The 16766-nt window shown below is 69.2% G+C and carries 15 protein-coding genes and 1 pseudogene; 2 read left to right on the forward strand and 14 right to left on the reverse strand.

Annotated features, from left to right (window positions below):
* Positions 1-726: 726 nt before the first annotated feature.
* Positions 727-1656 carry a 30S ribosomal protein S2 gene (gene rpsB / locus FH608_RS00330; protein WP_139627704.1) on the reverse strand — a complete coding sequence of 310 codons (930 nt, stop codon included), beginning with the start codon at positions 1654-1656 and terminating at the stop codon, positions 727-729.
* 664 nt (positions 1657-2320) lie between these two features.
* Positions 2321-2956 carry a helix-turn-helix domain-containing protein gene (locus FH608_RS00335; protein ID WP_139627705.1) on the reverse strand — a complete coding sequence of 212 codons (636 nt, stop codon included), beginning with the start codon at positions 2954-2956 and terminating at the stop codon, positions 2321-2323.
* Between the two features lie 70 nt (positions 2957-3026).
* On the opposite strand from FH608_RS00335, the gene FH608_RS00340 reads away from it, so the two are divergent.
* Positions 3027-4376, forward strand: a complete 1350-nt coding sequence (locus FH608_RS00340) for an MFS transporter (RefSeq protein ID WP_226898824.1) — start codon at positions 3027-3029, stop codon at positions 4374-4376.
* A gap of 430 nt (positions 4377-4806) precedes the next feature.
* Positions 4807-5514 (forward strand): annotated as a pseudogene (locus tag FH608_RS52365) (murein hydrolase activator EnvC family protein); the annotation flags it as partial.
* Between the two features lie 176 nt (positions 5515-5690).
* Here FH608_RS52365 and FH608_RS52370 read toward each other — a convergent pair.
* From FH608_RS52370 to rimM, 12 genes are all read right to left on the reverse strand, one after another.
* Positions 5691-5879: a hypothetical protein gene (locus FH608_RS52370; protein WP_226899013.1), complete on the reverse strand. Its 189-nt coding sequence runs from the start codon at positions 5877-5879 to the stop codon at positions 5691-5693.
* A gap of 330 nt (positions 5880-6209) precedes the next feature.
* Complete coding sequence (locus FH608_RS00350; RefSeq protein WP_317135537.1) at positions 6210-7127, reverse strand: tyrosine recombinase XerC; 918 nt, start codon at positions 7125-7127, stop codon at positions 6210-6212.
* A gap of 878 nt (positions 7128-8005) precedes the next feature.
* A complete protein-coding gene (dprA, locus tag FH608_RS00355) occupies positions 8006-9409 on the reverse strand; it encodes a DNA-processing protein DprA (protein ID WP_226898825.1) in 1404 nt (467 codons plus the stop codon).
* A 404-nt stretch (positions 9410-9813) separates the two neighbouring features.
* Positions 9814-11355 (reverse strand): YifB family Mg chelatase-like AAA ATPase, encoded by a 1542-nt coding sequence (locus FH608_RS00360; RefSeq protein WP_139627708.1) that lies wholly within the window; start codon positions 11353-11355, stop codon positions 9814-9816.
* A complete protein-coding gene (locus FH608_RS00365; protein ID WP_139627709.1) occupies positions 11356-11715 on the reverse strand; it encodes a YraN family protein in 360 nt (119 codons plus the stop codon).
* Between the two features lie 567 nt (positions 11716-12282).
* A complete protein-coding gene (locus FH608_RS00370; RefSeq protein WP_026215037.1) occupies positions 12283-12606 on the reverse strand; it encodes a DUF2469 domain-containing protein in 324 nt (107 codons plus the stop codon).
* 39 nt (positions 12607-12645) lie between these two features.
* Positions 12646-13314, reverse strand: coding sequence for a ribonuclease HII (locus FH608_RS00375; RefSeq protein ID WP_139627710.1), 669 nt, complete (start codon positions 13312-13314; stop codon positions 12646-12648).
* 52 nt (positions 13315-13366) lie between these two features.
* The gene (gene lepB / locus FH608_RS00380; protein ID WP_139627711.1) at positions 13367-13963 is read right to left on the reverse strand and encodes a signal peptidase I; all 597 of its coding nucleotides are present in this window, start codon (positions 13961-13963) and stop codon (positions 13367-13369) included.
* A complete protein-coding gene (gene lepB, locus FH608_RS00385; RefSeq protein WP_139627712.1) occupies positions 13963-14823 on the reverse strand; it encodes a signal peptidase I in 861 nt (286 codons plus the stop codon). Before lepB (FH608_RS00385) ends, lepB (FH608_RS00380) begins: the two co-directional genes overlap by 1 nt.
* Positions 14824-14964: 141 nt before the next feature.
* Positions 14965-15327, reverse strand: a complete 363-nt coding sequence (gene rplS / locus FH608_RS00390) for a 50S ribosomal protein L19 (protein WP_139627713.1) — start codon at positions 15325-15327, stop codon at positions 14965-14967.
* A gap of 137 nt (positions 15328-15464) precedes the next feature.
* Positions 15465-16244 (reverse strand): tRNA (guanosine(37)-N1)-methyltransferase TrmD, encoded by a 780-nt coding sequence (gene trmD / locus FH608_RS00395; RefSeq protein WP_139627714.1) that lies wholly within the window; start codon positions 16242-16244, stop codon positions 15465-15467.
* Positions 16244-16744 carry a ribosome maturation factor RimM gene (rimM, locus tag FH608_RS00400; RefSeq protein WP_139628853.1) on the reverse strand — a complete coding sequence of 167 codons (501 nt, stop codon included), beginning with the start codon at positions 16742-16744 and terminating at the stop codon, positions 16244-16246. Before rimM ends, trmD begins: the two co-directional genes overlap by 1 nt.
* Positions 16745-16766 lie beyond the last annotated feature (22 nt).

Here is a 16766-nt window from a genome sequence, read left to right on the forward strand (position 1 = left end):
GACACCACCTAACACCAACACCGGCCGGTCCGGCACAGGCACCGTTCCAGCTCCAGCAGCCCGGCCGAACCCGGCCACCGGCCACGTGCGGCGGCCGGATCGAGCCCGGACACCGGCCACGTGCGGCGACCCGATCGAGCCCGGACCACCACGCCCGGCCAGGACCCGGCAGCCCGACCGGACCTGAACCACTACGCCTGGCTCCGGTCCCGGTCGCTCAGGACCACCGGCCCTGGTCGACCGCTCGGACCACCAGCTGGTCGATCGGGCGGACCACCAGCGCCGACCCGGCTCACAACGCCTGAACCGGGTCCGAACCGTGGCCCGCTCGGACTTCTGCGGGCCGGACCTTCACGGCCCGAACCGCCGCGCCCGGCCGGCGCAAGCCCTGCGGAGCCGCGCCCAGCCAAGCGACCATCCACCCGGCCGACGGAACCACAGCCTTGCCCGACCGTCCATCCGGCCGGCCGAACCACGGCCCTTGCGCGACCGTTCACCTGGCTGGCCGAACCACGGCCCTTGCCCGACCGTTCACCCGCCAGCAGAGCCGCGCCTCGCCCGGCATCCGCCGCGTCAGGAGGGCCCTGTACGAGTGCCGATCCCGCAGGCACGGCCCGAACCAACCGACCTACCGCCTCTGCCTGGTGGTGGAGCACTCCCCCACCAGGCAGAGGTCGGCAGACGCGCGCCTGGGCGCCCTGCGGCGAACCGGAACCCGACCCGGTGTCAGGCCTGCTGCTCGGTGCTGCCCTCGCCCTCGGGAGCGGCCTCGCCCTCGGGGGCGGCCGTGGCGTCAGCAGCGGCGGCCGGCGCCTCAGCGGCAGCCGGCGCCTCAGCGGCGGGGGCCGCCTCAGCAGCGGACGCCTCGGCCCCGGCCTCGCCGGTGCCCTGCTCGATGAGCTCGCGCTCCCACTCGGCCAGCGGCTCGGCGGCGGCCGGCTTCTCGTCACCGCGGGCAGCACCGGAGCGGGCCATCAGACCGGCCGCGACACCGTCGGCGACCACCCTGGTCAGCAGGCCGACGGCGCGGATGGCGTCGTCGTTGCCCGGGATCGGGTAGTCGACCTCGTCAGGGTCGCAGTTGGTGTCGAGGATCGCGACGACAGGGATGCCGAGCTTCTTGGCCTCGCTGATCGCGATGTGCTCCTTCTTGGTGTCGACGACCCACACCGCGCTGGGCACGCGGCCCATGTCGCGGATGCCGCCGAGCGTGCGCTCGAGCTTGTCCTTCTCGCGACGGCGCATGAGGAGCTCCTTCTTGGTGAGCCCCGAGGCGGCGACGTTGTCGAAGTCGAGCTCCTCGAGCTCCTTCAGCCGCTGAAGCCTCTTGTGCACGGTGGAGAAGTTGGTGAGCATGCCGCCCAGCCAGCGCTGGTTCACGTACGGCATGCCGACCCGAGCGGCCTGCTCGGAGATGGCCTCCTGCGCCTGCTTCTTGGTGCCGATGAACAGGATGGTGCCGCCGTGGGCGACCGTCTCCTTGACGAAGTCGTAGGCACGGTCGATGTAGGAGAGCGACTTCTGCAGGTCGATGATGTAGATGCCGTTGCGCTCGGTGAAGATGAAGCGCTTCATCTTCGGGTTCCAGCGCCGGGTCTGGTGACCGAAGTGAACGCCGCTCTCGAGCAGCTGTCGCATGGTGACGACGGGGGCCATGTGCTGGTCCTCCAGGTCTGGGCGCCCTGCGGATGGGCGCGGTTCTCGGTTGTGCCGCGACAGCGCGTGGCTGCCGCCCTGATGCCCCGACACCCCGCCAGCCGGGCACGTGGCCCGGACCGATGACGCGGTCCGCAATGGGGCATGCGAAGTCGGCCTGTGGTCACAGGCCACCGAAAAGTCTACCTCGCAGACCGGCCCAGCCTGACCGTCCGCCGTCAAACAGACATCCCATCCCTCTACCATCCAACGCCACCATCCAGGCATTTCACCCCACCAACCCACCGCGCCCCTCTACCTGCCACCTCCTGGTGAGCCGCCATGGCCACGCTCGGCGCCTTTTGGACAGGCGCCCCTCAACGACCAGATCTCTCAGGGATCAACCACCCACACCGCTCAACTCCGTCGCGTCCGCTCCTCAGCCCTCGCGCTTCCCGCCTCACGCGGCCACGCCGCCATACCGGCCGCCCACATCCCCCCGATCAGCCGCCGTACCGGCCGCGGCCAGCCGCCATACCGCCGCTCAACGCCGGCCGCTCCCCACGCCCCCATCCCAGCCAGTCAACCCGCCGCACCTCCACCGCACCTCCACCGCGCTCCCGCTGCGCTTCCGCCGCGCCCCAGCACCACGCCCCGCACGCGGCGCCTCTGTCCCCACACCGCCTCAACCCGCGGCACCATGATCCTCGGTGGGCAGTACAGCTCCATGATCCTCGGTCGGCAGTCCCGGCGCCGTCCGCTTCGCGGTCGGGAAGAGGTTGACCTGCACCTCGGCCATCCTCGCCCCCTCAGGCGTGGACTTCTCGTCGCGGCGGCGAGCGACGTACGGCTCGATCAGCTTCTCGATCGACTGACCCAGCCGAGCCAACTCCTCCGCGTCGACCTTGATCCGCGTCCGGCCGAACCGGGTGGCGTCCCTCCACTCGGCGGGCTCCCGTTCGACCTGAGCCAACGCCCGGTCCGCCTCTTCGTTGGCCTCCCTGCGGAAGGCCAGCATCAACGACACCTTGGCGTCCCGTACCTCCGGCTGATCGCCAGGGAGAACCTCGACGCCGAGTGTCATGTCCACGGCCCGCCACAGCCGCTCCCTGCCGTCTCCCCGCGGCGGCGCGTCCTCCACGAACCCGTACTTGGCGAGCATCCGAAGGTGATAACTGGCGGCACTGGGCGTGATCCCAGCGATCTCCGCGACCTCGGTGGCAGTGGCACTCCCCTCGACACCCAGCCGGTTGAGGATCGACAGGCGGGCCGGGTGGGCCAGCGCGCGCATCGCCTTGGGATCACTGAGCCCCTCACTCATGCGGCCAAGGGTACCCCTCCGAAGATATGAAGCATTGCCTTCACAACTATGAAGGGATACCTTCATAGTTGTGAAGGCTTCCTTTCAGAACTCCCTCCCGCTCTCCGAACCGCTCCCGCTCAGAAGGCAGCGCGACTATCGCCTCCTCTGGACGGCACGCACCATCTCGGTCACCGGCTCGGAGGTGTCCAAGCTGGCCATCCCCCTCACCGCGGTCACCCTGCTGACCGCCTCCCCCTCCCAGATGGGGCTGTTGACGGCGGCCGCCTCGGTGCCCGCGCTCCTGTTCGGCCTGCAGTCGGGCGCCATCGCGGACCGGCTCTCCCGGCACCGCCCGTTGATGATCGCTTGTGAGCTGGTGTCGTGTGCGGCCGCCGCGACCGTCCCCGTGGCCTGGTTCCTCGGCCTCCTCAACGTCACCTGGCTGATCACGGTGGCCCTCGTCATCGGTTCAGCCGGAGTGCTGTTCAAAGCGGCGAACTTCCCCCACATCGCGGCAGTCGTCCCGCCCTCCCAGCGCACCGACGCGATGGCCGGGTTCCAAGCCTGCTACTCGGTGGCCTCGGTCGGCGGCCCCAGCCTGGCGGGCCTGTTGGTGCAGGTCCTCACAGCGCCGCTGGCCGTACTCGCCGAGGCGCTGTCCTTCCTCACGTCGGCGCTGCTGCTCCGTGCCATCCGTACCCCGGAGAAGAACGAACCGGCGGTCTCCCGGGGCATGTGGCGCGACGTCAGGGAGGGGCTGCGGGCCAGCATCACCAATCCCGTACTGCGCACGCTCCTGGGTGCGGGTGTGACGATCAACTTCTTCGCCATGGCGTACACGGCCGTCTACATGCTCTACATGGTCAACACGCTGAACATCCCCAAGGCGCTGATCGGCCTGCTCATCGCTCTGAGCGGCATCGGCGGACTCCTGGGCGCCTGGGCCACGACCCGCCTGTCCAGACGCTACGGCGAGAACCGCATCCTGCTCGCGTCGGTGATCTTCTTCCCGATCGAGATCCTCGCGGTGGGCCTGCTGAACGGCCCTCTGTGGTGGAAACTCTCGCTGCTCTCGCTGACCGGAATGATCACCGGTGGCATCGTCGTCGCCTTCGCCACGTGCATGGGCGCCATCACCCTCCGCGAAACCACCCCGGAGCTCCGCGGCCGCGTGAACGCCACCATGACCTTCGCCGTACAGGGCGTCCTTGCCCTCGGCGGCATATGCGGAGGCGCCTTGGCCGAAATCGTCGGCCTGCGCCCGGTGATCCTCATCTGCGCGGCCGGCATAGCCCTGAGCACCGTCTGGATCTGGGCCTCTCCCCTACGCCCGCGCCGTCCACGCCCCGCGCCCACGCCCACGCCCGACTTCACCCCGACCTTGCATCAGAGCCTGGATTCCGCCATCCCGTCCAAGCGCTATTCGGGCCTCAACTGATCTCAGGCGCCGTACCCCCGGCCACATCCAATTCCACGCACGTGTCGAACGTCCTCTCCACACACTGCAACGCCACGGACCGATGCCCTGCAACGCCACGGCGCGACGCGCTACACCGCGCACAAGGCGGCGCACTACACCGCCACAGGGCGGCGCGCTACAGCGCCACGGGGTGACGCATTGCAGCATCGGCGGATCGGCCTGCTGCAGCCACCATCATCCAACTCCGGCGTCCAACCATCCCCATCCTGGCGCCCGACCCCAGCCGCGCCGTCCGTCCGGCTGTCCACAAGCCATCCCCCGCATCGCCATCTCATCCACAGAATCCCGTTCGCCTCCTCGCCGCCCCAGCGCGATCAACAACACTCGCGCCATGAACTCCCACCCAAACCCCCGGCCGACCCCATCACCAGCCCGCCCGTCCCCCCGCATGTCCACGCTCACCCATCTCCACGGGGAGCCCCACCCTCCCGCAGGCCCCCCGGCCCACGCCGAGCTCCGCACCTTTGCCGACCATGGCCGGCCCCACTTCCCCGCACACTCCCAGCTCCACCATGGGTCCTGCATTCCCGCCTTGCCCCAACTCCCCGGTGGGCCCCGCAACTCCGCCACACGCGACGCACCCTCTCGGATCGGCCACCCGCACCCCTTCGGCTGGACGAAACAGAAGCTGCCACCGCTCATCCGCCGTCTCCTCAAGCTGCTCGGAGCGACCCTGGCGGCGCTCCTCCTCACCGCCGCCACCGCGACGGCGCTGCTCGTCCCGGCCACCCAGGCACGGGCGTCGCCACCCACCTGGCGCTGGCCTCTGGACGGGCATCCCCGCGTGCTGCGCCCCTTCGCCCCACCACCCGAGCCCTGGCTGGCCGGACACCGCGGCGTCGACCTGGCCGCCCCACCGTCCACCCCGGTCCTGGCAGCCGGCCCAGGCAAGGTCCGCTTCGCCGGCCCGGTGGGAGGCCGAGGCGTGATCACGGTCGAGCACGAAGGCGGCCTGCGCACCACGTACCTTCCCGTCGAGGCGTCAGTACGCAAGGGCCAGCCCGTGACCTCGGGATCCCGGCTGGGCATCATCGAAGCATCGACCGGCCACTGCCCCGAGTCCTGCCTGCACTGGGGCCTCCGGCGCGGCACCCGCTATCTCGATCCCCTGCTGCTCCTGGGCCAGGCCCCCATCCGCCTGCTCCCCTTCTGGCCCGTGAACGAGCAAGCCCCCGCCCCAGCAGAGGAGAACACCCCAGGCGAACAGACCAGAGAACCATCCACGTCACCCCTCGACAAGCAGCAAGCACCGCCCCCGACCACTCCGCAACCTCAACCGCCCCCACTCCCCCAAATCGCTGCCGCATTCCCCGCAACTACCAACACCACCCCCAATTTCCTGCTCCGCTCCTCCTCGACCCTTTCGACCCTTTCGACACTCCCGATCGCCTCGACCGCCTCGACGCCCTCGACGCCCGCCATCAGCATCGCCGTACTACTCGCGGCGGCCCTCTTGATCATCGCCCTACGCCTCCACCGGCGCACGCACACACGCACACGCACGCCCCGCCTCGTCCGGAGAAGAGGCCAACACCGCAAACTCCACCGCATCAGAAGAGCCCGGAAGCATCGGGCCTCGTCATGGCCATAACGACCCACGACCCTCCGCCGAACGCGAAGCCCCAGCATCGAAACCGGAGCCATACATGCGTAGGCACCAATGCCACGGCCCGTTCGAGAAGATCACCCAGACCTGGAATGACCTCGCCCAACCAGAGCCCAGCGGCAGACATCGGCACTCAATGACCGCAAGATCGCCCGAGCAGCCACCGCACTTGCCCCCTCCAGCCGTCAGGCTCTGGGATGCGCCTGCCGATACGCCGCCCTCAGCCGCTCGATCGACACATGCGTGTAGATCTGGGTGGTGTTCAGCGACGCATGCCCGAGCACCTCCTGCACACTCCGCAGATCCGCACCGCCCTCAAGCAGGTGGGTCGCCGCGCTGTGCCGCAGCCCGTGCGGCCCCATGTCCGGCACCCCCTCCACCTTCGCCAGCCGCGCATGCACCACTCGCCGAACGGTCCCCGCATCGATGCGCCCGCCCCGTACGCCGAGGAAGAGCGCGGCGCCCGACCGAACCCGCATCCACAACGGCCGCCCATGAATGCACCATCTGTCGACGGCCCGCAGAGCCGGCAACCCAAACGGCACAGACCGCTCTTTTCGCCCCTTGCCCAACACCCTGATCACATGCCGGTCCCGATCCACGTCATCGACATCGAGCGAACACAACTCGCTCACCCGCACGCCGGTGGCGTAAAGCAGCTCCAGAATGGCCTGATCCCGCAGCTCCTTGGGCTCGCCGGCCACGGGCACCTCAAGAACGGCCTGAGCCTGGTCCTGATCGAGCACGGAGGGCAACGGCCGCGCCGCCCTGGCACTTCCGAGCAACAACCCGGGGTCCGCCGCCAGCCAGCCACGGCGATGGCAGTAGGCGGTGAAGGTACGGGCGCAGGCTGTCCGCCGCGCCAACGTAGCGCGCGCCTTCCCGGCCTGATGCTGCCCGGCCAACCAGGCTCGCAGCACTCCCACATCAATCACCTGCAGCCGCCCATCGACGTGATCGAGCAGCGAATTCACGTCCGTCAGATAAGCCCTCACCGTATGCGGCGACAGGTCCCGCTCTGTCCGTAGGTGCCGCCCGAACTCCGCCACCACCTCATCCCGATCGACGCCACCGCTCATCCGCAGACCATCGTCCTGTTCCACATCGTCACCCCGCTCACGCCCTTCTCTTCCACTGCTCCGGAGAATCCGAACATCCCCTCACAGTCTTCTCATAGGAGTGAGGCATGACGCGGACCTCCGGACGCGAAACGCGGACGCAGAAGCCGACACGGGCGCCGACACGGGCGCAGAGGCAGAGGCAGACGCGGACACGAGCGCGGTCGCAGACCCGGGAGCCGGTCGCAGACCCGGGCGCATGCGCAGACCCGGGCGTGAAATGCATGGCGGAAGACGAAGAGAGCCGATAAATGGTGACGGCCATCGCCTGATCCTTCGAGGGCCTAAGTCGAGACCGAAGGAGAGCAGAACGATGGCCGCAGGCAACAGTGTGCCGTCCGGGCGATGGTTAGCGAAGGGGATGGGTAACCGGTGACCCCGACTTTGTTGCGACCGCCTTCCAGGCTCTGACCAGGGGAGATAAGCGTCCACCCTGTCGATGTCCGCCGACATCCATCTATGTCACCCGCCTTGCAAGGGCGTCCCTCTTGCTTCCAGGGGCGTCCTCCTTGCGGCCGCTCTGCTTCCGGCCATGCTGGCTTCCGACCATGCTGGTTCCGCCCGGGCAGGCGCTTGGCTCGACCTCAGCTGGGCTGACCCAGCGATGATCCTCCCAGCCGTCCTCAGCCAGGATGGCCAACGGCAATCCTCCAGTCGACCTCCGCCGTGCTGACTCGACGGTGTTCCTCCCAGGAGCTCTCGGCCGGGGCTCGACGGCAGTCTCCGGCTCGACCACAGCCAAGCCGACGCTCCACGGAGTCTGCCACCCGACCCCAGCCAAGCTGATGCTCGACCGCGATCCTTCACCCGACCTCAGCCGGACCGACCCGACGGCCCTGCAGGCGGGCTCAGCCGGGCTGGGATCAACGGTAGTCCTCCCAGGTGGCAGGGGCCATCTCATGGGGTGGGTCGGCATCTTCCGGCGATGGAGGGTCGTCCAGCGGGGCAGGTTCTGGGGTGGATGGTGGCTCGAGGAAGGCGGAATCTGGAGCTTTGCGGTAGGACGCGGACTCCTTGCGGAGGCGCCAGCCGTTCGTGGCTCGTTCGATGTAGCCCGCGGCCGCCAGCCCTCCCAAGGCGCTCAGGGCGGCGTCCAGGGAGACGCCTGCGGCGACCGCGATGGAGGCCGGGCCCGCCCCGCCTCGGGTAGGGATGGCGTCCAGGACCTTGCGGGTGGGCTCGTTGAGCTTGTCTCTGGGGACCGCCGGGGCTCGGGCCTGGCGTGCGAGGTCGTCGCCGATCACTCCTACGAGGTCGATCATCTCCTCCGGCGACGTGACGCATATGGCTTTGCGTTCGCGGAGGAGTCTGTGGCAGCCCGCGGACATGCCGGAGGTGATCGGGCCGGGGACGGCGGCCAGGTGTCTGTTGAGGGAGAGGGCGTGGGTGGCGGTGTTGAGCGCGCCGCTGCGTAGGGCCGCCTCCACCACCACCGTGCCTCTGGACAGGGCGGCGATCAGGCGGTTTCTGATGAGGAAACGGGCGCGGGTGGGGTGGACGCCGGGCGGGCACTCGCTGACCACGACGCCCTGGTCTCTGACGGCGGCGAACAGAGTGTCGTGGCCCGCCGGGTAGCAGACGTCCGCGCCGCAGGCCAGGACGGCCACCGTCGGCGAGTCGGCCGCCAGCGCCCCTCGATGGGCCGCGCCGTCCACGCCGTACGCGCCTCCGGACACCACAGTCCAGCCTGCTTCGCTCAGGCCCACGCCGAACTCGGCTGCGATGTGGTTGCCGTACGAGGTGGCGGCTCTCGCCCCCACCACCGCCACCGACTTGAGGCAGGAGAAGCGCAGGTCGGCCGAGCCGTGGAGCCATAGGCCCAGGGGACGGCCCGGGCCCAGTTGGTCAAGTTGGGTGGGCCATTCCGGGCTGCCGGGGATGATCAGCCTGGCTCCGGCCTTCTCCCCTGCTTCGAGGTCCGCCGCCGGGTTTGCGGCCGCCAAGCGGGCATGCCAGGCGTTCAGCCGGGCGGTCAGGTCGGGGCGAGGGCGTTGGTACTGGCGGTCCTGCGTGATCTGCCGGCCCTCGTGTGCCTGAGGTGTCTGGCGGGCTGCTTGGGGTTGCTGGTCGTACTGGTGCCCTGTCTGAGGCATGGAGGGCTTTGCCGGCTCCTGACCTCGCCGAAGAGCGTCTTCCCCTCGCTGGGCTTCCTTGGCCACGAACTCCTGCGGCAGGGCACGCTCGCGGATCGCCTCCACCGCCGCTTGAGCGCCGTACTGCGACACCAGACGGCCCATGACGGGATCGCCGACGTCGGCCGCTCTCATGAGCGCGGCTCTGGCCTCGGCTTCTTCGTTCCGAGGTTTTGTCGCGGTATTGAGGGTGGTCGTCGCAGTATTGACGGTGGTCGTCGCGATATCGACGGTCGTCACGGTGCCGGTCGTCACCGGATCGGTGGTCGTGCCGGTGGCGCTTGGTGGCTGGGGGACGGCGGTGCCGGCGCCGGTCGGGGCAGTGGTGCCAGTGGCTGTTGGAGGCTCATGGCGGCGCCCGGAGGCTTCTGGGGACGGGATGGGCATGGGGCTCCTAGGGGGATGCCGGTGCATCGAGAGGTGACGCAAGGGGGGTGGTTGTGGTGCCGGGGGTGAGTGACGGCGGACAGGAGTGAACGGTTGCTGCCGCAAATGAGCGGCTGGTGCTGGAGTGCGATCGGGAGAGGAAGGCGGTTACGTCAGGAGTTGATGCCGAGCCAGAAGCTCAGGGCGGCGTTGGTCTCGTCTTGGCCTGGCGTGTCCTTGTCGGCCAGGTCGGCGAGGGTCCAGGCGACGCGTACGACGCGATCCAGGCCGCGGGCGGTGAGGGTGCCGGAGTCCAGGCATGACGTCATGGGCTTCATGGCGTCCTCGGACGGGCGATAGTCCGAGTGGAGGAGGGACGCGGGGATCTCGGCGTTCGTACGCCACGGTGTGCCGGTCAGGCGTTTGGCGGCTCGTTCGCGGGCGGCGAGCACGCGCTCGGCCACCGTCTTGCTGCTCTCCACGAACTGGCGGTCGGCCAGCAGCTCGCGTCTGGACGAGCGGACCACGGTGACCTTCATGTCGATGCGGTCGAGGAGTGGGCCGGAGAGCCTGCCGAGGTAGCGACGCCTGATCGTGGGGGTGCACGTGCAGGTCTCCCCCTTGTCCTCCGCCTGGGCGCAGGGGCACGGGTTGGCGGCCAGCACCAGCACGAACCTCGCCGGGAACGTGACCGAGCCCGCCGACCTGGAGACCGTCACGCGGCCGGACTCCAACGGCTGCCGCAGCGAGTCGAGCACGTGGCGGGGGAACTCCGGCGCCTCGTCCAGGAAGAGCACGCCCCTGTGGGCGAGGGAGACCGCCCCGGGACGCACGACGGAGCTGCCGCCTCCGACGATGGCGGCCGTCGTCGCCGTGTGATGCGGGGCGACGAACGGTGGCCTGCTCACCATGGGCGCGTTGGCCGGGAGAGCGCCCGCGACCGAGTGGATGGCCGTGACCTCCAGGGCGTGGTCGAGCTCCAGGTCAGGCAGGAGGGTGGGCAGGCGTTCGGCCAGCATGGTCTTGCCCGTGCCCGGCGGGCCGAGCATCCAGAGGTTGTGGCCGCCCGCCGCGCACACCTCGAGGGCGCGGCGCGCCACCGGCTGGCCCACCACGTCGGCCAGGTCCAGGGTCGGGTCGGCGGCGGACCTGGGCGGCTCCGCGAACTCCTCGGCCCTCGGCTCCGGCGCCTCCTCGCCCTTGCGCAGCCACTCCACGAGCTGGCGCAGGTGCGACACCGGCACCACCTTCACGCTGGGCACCAGGGCGGCCTCGGCCGAGTTCCCCGAAGGGACCACCACCGTGACGTCGCCGTGTCCGTGCTTGGCCGCGCCGAGGATGGAGGGCAGCACCCCGCGTACGGGCCTGATGCGGCCGTCGAGGCCGAGCTCGCCCAGGAAGAACGGCTCCGCGATGCGCTCGGCGGGGATCACCCCGGCGGCGCTCAGTATCGCGACCGCGATCGCCAGATCGAACTGTGAACCTCGCTTGGGCAGGCTCGCTGGGAAGAGGCTGACGATGATGCGGGCGTCGGGCCAGGGATAGCTGCTGTTGACCATGGCGGACCTGACCCGGTCGCGTGCCTCGCTGAGCGCCGTGTCGGGGAGGCCGATGAGGTGGATGCCCGCCAGGCCGCTGCCCACGTCGGCCTCGACCTCCACGGTGCGGCCCGTCACACCGATCACGGCCACGCTGCGCGTGCGCGCCACCGCCATCTAGATCGCCCCCCGTACGTGGTTGAGGGCGAAGTCGCCGGCGAAGCGCTCGAGCGCGATCACGTCCACCCGCACGGATTCGTACGTACGGGGCTGCGTCGCCAGCCACTTGGCCGCGAGCATCCTGAGCCTGGCCAGCTTGGCCCGGCTCACGGACTCCAGGGCCGTGCCGTGGGACCTGCCGGATCGGGTCTTGACCTCGACGACCACCAGGCTGGGGCCGTCTTCGGCGATGATGTCGATCTCGCCGTGGCGGCAGCGCCAGTTGCGGTCGATTATCTTCATCCCCTTGGCCTCCAGGTAGGTCACGGCTACCTCTTCGCCTTGCCGGCCGAGCTCTTGGTCCTGCTTCGCGGCCATCTGCCACCTCCGTCGGTCCGCGTCCTGGTGCGGCACCGACCTTCTCGGATGAGGGGTGGTGGGGAAGCGGCCGAGCGGGGTTCTGGGGATGAAGGGCTTGCGCGGCTGTTCGGTTGTGGATAACGGACGACCGCGGAAGGCACCAGTTGGAGGACGGTCCGAAGGCCGCGCTGCCGGGGCCTGGATTGGGCGGGGCTGGGCTGGGCGGTGCCGCGGCGGGCTGGTGTGCAGTCAGCGGCGGGCCGGTGTGCAGTCACAGGTGCGCGCCGCACACGGCGATGGTGAGCCCGCAGTCACAGGTGCGCGCCGCACACCGCGATGGCGTGGCGCGCAGTTCCAGGGATGCCCCGCGTTGTCCGACAGCTAGCGTGTAGATACAAGACGCGCTGTGCTGTGCGACGGCATACGTGTCGAGGCGCCCGGACCGGACGTCCAATGCTGTGCGGTGGCAGGCGTGGCCGGGGGCGCCAGATGCCGGCCAGGGAGCCGCGCACCGCCCGTGGAGCGGCGACGCCCCCTCAGCCGGAACAGGGGAGGAGGGACGGCGCTCCGGCAGCGCTCAGCCCGTCACCCCGAGAACCCCTCCTTGGGCATCTCCAGGTCGGCCTTGGCCAGCTCCTCCACGTTCACATCCTTGAACGTGACCACCCGCACGTTCTTCACGAACCGCGCCGGCCGGTACATGTCCCACACCCAGGCGTCCTGCATCTTCACGTCGAAGAAGACGTCGCCGTTTTCCGCGGTACGGACGTCGAGATCGACCGAGTTGGTCAGATAGAACCGCCGTTCAGTCTCCACAACGTATGTGAACAAACCGACGACATCCCGGTATTCGCGGTAAAGCTGCAGCTCCATCTCGGTTTCGTACTTTTCGAGATCCTCTGCGCTCATCGCGGTCCTCCTGTCGTACCGGTCCCCCGGTTCGCCTGGTCAGGCAACCCCGGCCCCCATTTCATTTTCACCCATCCCCCTCGCCACCGTGACGAAGGAGTAACGGTGATCAGGGCACGGGCCGTGCGTTTCCAGCGCCAGCCTGTGTCCTGGTGTGACATACCCCTTGTGCTCGGCGAAGCCGTACTGCGGGAAGCGTTCGTCGAGCGCGACCATCAGGCGGTCCCTCGTCACCTTGGCCACGATCGACGCCGCCGCCACGCAGGCGGCCACCTGGTCCCCCTTCCACACGGCCAGCGACGGCGCCGGTAGCCCCGGGACCGGGAAGCCGTCCGTCAGGATGTACTCCGGGTCACAGGGCAACTGCGCGACGGCCCGCCGCATTCCCGAGACGTTGCATTTGTGCAGACCTTTAGCGTCGATCTCCCCCGGTGGGATGATCACGACACCAACGTGGGCGAAGCGCACGATCTGGTCGTAGAGGCGTTCGCGCACCGCGGGGGCCAGCAGCTTGGAGTCGCCGAGCCCCTCGATCTGACGGCGCAGGATCACGGCCGCGACGACGAGCGGCCCCGCGCACGCGCCACGGCCGGCCTCGTCGACGCCCGCGATGGGGGTGAGGCCGCGGCGGGCGAGCGCCCGCTCGTAGGCGTAGAGTCCGGAATCGCGCCGGACGACGCTCGGTCGAGGGCGGAACGCAACTGTCATGACAGAGGCAGCGTACGCCCCATACGCCGCGAACCGCGACCGGAAGCGCCCGCTATTTGACCTTGGCGAAGGTGTCGGGGTGGGAGAAGAGATAGCCCCGTGACAGCGGCCAGTAGCGCACCACGGCCTTGCCGATCACGTCGTCCTCCGAGATGAACCCGCCTCCGGGCTCCTCCATGTGGGCCCGCGCGTCGCGCGAGGCGCTGCGGTGGTCGCCCATCAGCCACAGCTTCCCGGGGGGCACGGTGACGTCGAACTTCTCGCCGGAGGGGAAATCGCCCGGGTAGAGGTAGGACGTCTCGTCGAGCGGCGTGCCGTTGACGGTGATGCGCTTCTTGGAGTCGCAGCACTTGACGTGGTCGCCGCCGACGCCGATGACCCGCTTGATGGTGTCCTCGCCGGTGTCCCAGCCCTTGAAGACCACGATGTCGCCGCGCTCGGGCGCGCCCGCGAGCTTGTTGACGAAGATCCGGTCGTTGATCAGCAGGGTGTTCTCCATCGACTCCGACGGGATGTAGAACGAGCCGATCACGAACGCCTGCAGCAGCAGCGCGATGCCCACGCCCAGGACGAGCAGCAGCACCGTCTCGCGGAAGCCGCCCTTCTTCTTCTCTTTCCCCACGCCCTCCGCCTTCTTGGTGACGGCCATCAACGCCTCCCGCCCCGCCGACGCCGGCGAAGCAGAACCAAGGGTACGGCCAGCCCGAACCCGGCGACCATCGGCACCGACCCGCCGAGTGCCTGGAGCGCGGGCTGCGCGAACGTGTCGGGGATGTCGATGGAGGTCATCCGGTCGAACGGCCAGACGATCACGAAGGCGCGCCCGACGACCTGGCTGACGGGAATGGAGCCGCCACCGGGGTCACCGGTGTGGGAGCGGGAGTCGAGCGAGACCAGCCGGTGGTCGCCCATGACCCACAGCCGGCCCTTCGGCACGGTGATGTCGAAGAACGTCTCGGACGGCACGTTGCCCGGGTAGAGGTAGCTCTCCTCGTCGAGGGGCGTGCCGTTGACCGTGATGCGCCCCTTGGAGTCGCAGCACTTGACGTGGTCGCCCTCGACGCCGATGACCCGCTTGATGTAGTCCTTCTCGCCGGGCACGATGCCGAACGCCGCACCGAGCCACCGGAAGAAGCCCGCGACCGCGTTGGACGGCTCCTCGACCGGGAACTCGCCGTCCCAGGAGTCCACTCCGGAGAACACCACCACGTCGCCGCGCTCGATGTCGCGGGTGTGGTAGACCATTTTGTTGACCAGGACCCTGTCGTTGGTGAGCAGGGTGTTCTCCATCGACTCCGACGGAATGTAGAAGGCCTGGACCACGAACGTCCTGATGATCAGGGCGAGCACCAGGGCTACGACGACAAGAACGGGAAGCTCTTTCCAGAACGACCCTTTCTTCTCCTTCTTTCCGCCTTTTGCCGGCTTCTGAGTCTCTTCGGCGACCACGTCCACCTCGTCCTCGACAGGGCGGCGCGAAGCGCCGTGCTCCTGGCTTTCGCTTGTCATCGCTGACGAGCCTAGATGATGCCTCGGCCCGACAAGCCTCGACCGACGTTACACCCATGCACGGGTCGCTCCACGTAAAGGAAACGGCCCCGCAAAGCCGAATGGCCCGCGCCAATGCGCGGGCCATACGAAAAGTCCAGACTACTTGGCGGCCGTGGTCTCGCGCTTCTCGCGGATGCGGGCGGCCTTGCCGCGCAGATCACGCATGTAGTAGAGCTTGGCGCGGCGCACGTCACCGCGGGTCACGAGCACGATCTTCTCGATGACCGGGCTGTGCACGGGGAAGGTGCGCTCGACGCCGACGCCGTAGCTGACCTTGCGGACCGTGAAGGTCTCGCGGGCGCCGCTGCCCTGCCTGCGCAGCACGAAGCCCTTGAAGACCTGGACGCGGGAGCGGTTTCCTTCGACGACCCGCACGTGAACCTCGAGCGTGTCGCCGGGGCGGAAGCTCGGCACGTCGCTGCGCAGCGTCGCCTTCTCGAGCTCCTGGATCTTCGTGTGCATGAGAGCTGTCCTCAAGTTCTCGTGAGCACGCGGAGGTCCACCCGGCCGTGGCTCGCGGCGGACGCGCCTGCTGATGTGGTGAACCCGGGAGCGTCTCCCGGGCATGACGGACCAACCGAACGACGGTTGGCAGCGATTCAGTTTGCCATATCTTCCGGCTCGACGCGAAATGACAGCTCCTCCAGGAGCCGCCGGTCGTGCTTGTCGAGCGTCTCGGGGTCGAGCTCCGCGGCCAGCTCCGGCCTGTTCAGCACGGTACGGCGCAGCGCCTGATCCCGCCGCCATCTCGCGATTTTTCCGTGATGTCCGGACAGCAGCACAGGTGGTACCTCATGCCCCCGCCAGACGGGCGGCTTGGTGTAGACAGGGCCTTCCACCAGATTCTTCATCGAACCGGGTGCGAAGGAGTCGTCCACGGCCGACTGGGCGTTGCCGAGCACGCCGGGCAGCAGCCGCCCGACGGCCTCCACCATGACCAGCACCGCCACCTCGCCGCCGGCCAGCACGTAGTCGCCGATGCTGACCTCGTCCACGCGGAGCCGGGAGCCGTACTCGGCGATGACCCGCGAGTCGATGCCCTCGTAGCGCCCGCACGTGAACAGCAGCCACGGCTCCCCCGCCAGCTCCTGCGCCAGCTCCTGGGTGAACGGCCGCCCGCTCGGCGTGGGCACGATCATCCGCGGTGCGCCGTCGCCGATCACGGTGTCGATGGCCTCGCCCCACACCTCGGGCTTCATGACCATGCCGGGCCCCCCGCCGTAGGGGGTGTCGTCCACGGTCTTGTGCACGTCGTGGGTCCAGTCGCGGAGCTGGTGCACGCGTACGTCGAGCGTGCCGCGCTCGCGGGCCTTGCCGATCAGCGAGACGTCGAGCGGCGCGAAGTACTCGGGGAAGATCGTGATGATGTCGAGCCGCATCACAGCAGGCCCTCCGGCGGGTCGACGACCAGCCGGCCCGCCTTCAGATCGACCTCGGGCACCAGGGCCTTGACGAACGGGATGAGCGCCTCCTCGGCCCCGCTCCGGCGTACGACCAGCAAATCCTGGCCGTGGTGCAGGACGTCGGCGACCTCGCCCACGGGCTGCCCCGAGACGGTCTCCACCGCCAGGCCGATGAGCTCGTGGTCGCGGAACTCGTCGGGGTCGTCGGACGGCGCCACGTCGGCCGAGTCGATGACCAGCATGGTGCCCCGCAGCTCCTCCGCCGCGTCGCGGTCGTGCACGCCCTCGAAGGCCAGCAGCAGGAACCCCTTGTGCCAGCGGCTCCCGGAGACGACGAGCGGCCCGCGCCCGGCGGGGTCCGTCGCGATCGACGTGCCCACGGCGAAGCGCAGCTCGGGATCGTCGGTGAGCACCTCCACGGTCACGTCACCGCGCACCCCGTGCGGACGGCCGATCCGGCCGACGACCAGCTGCAACATGAACTCCTAACGCAAGCGC

It is taken from the genome of Nonomuraea phyllanthi, assembly GCF_006334985.2.
In the GTDB taxonomy this organism is placed as follows: domain Bacteria; phylum Actinomycetota; class Actinomycetes; order Streptosporangiales; family Streptosporangiaceae; genus Nonomuraea; species Nonomuraea phyllanthi.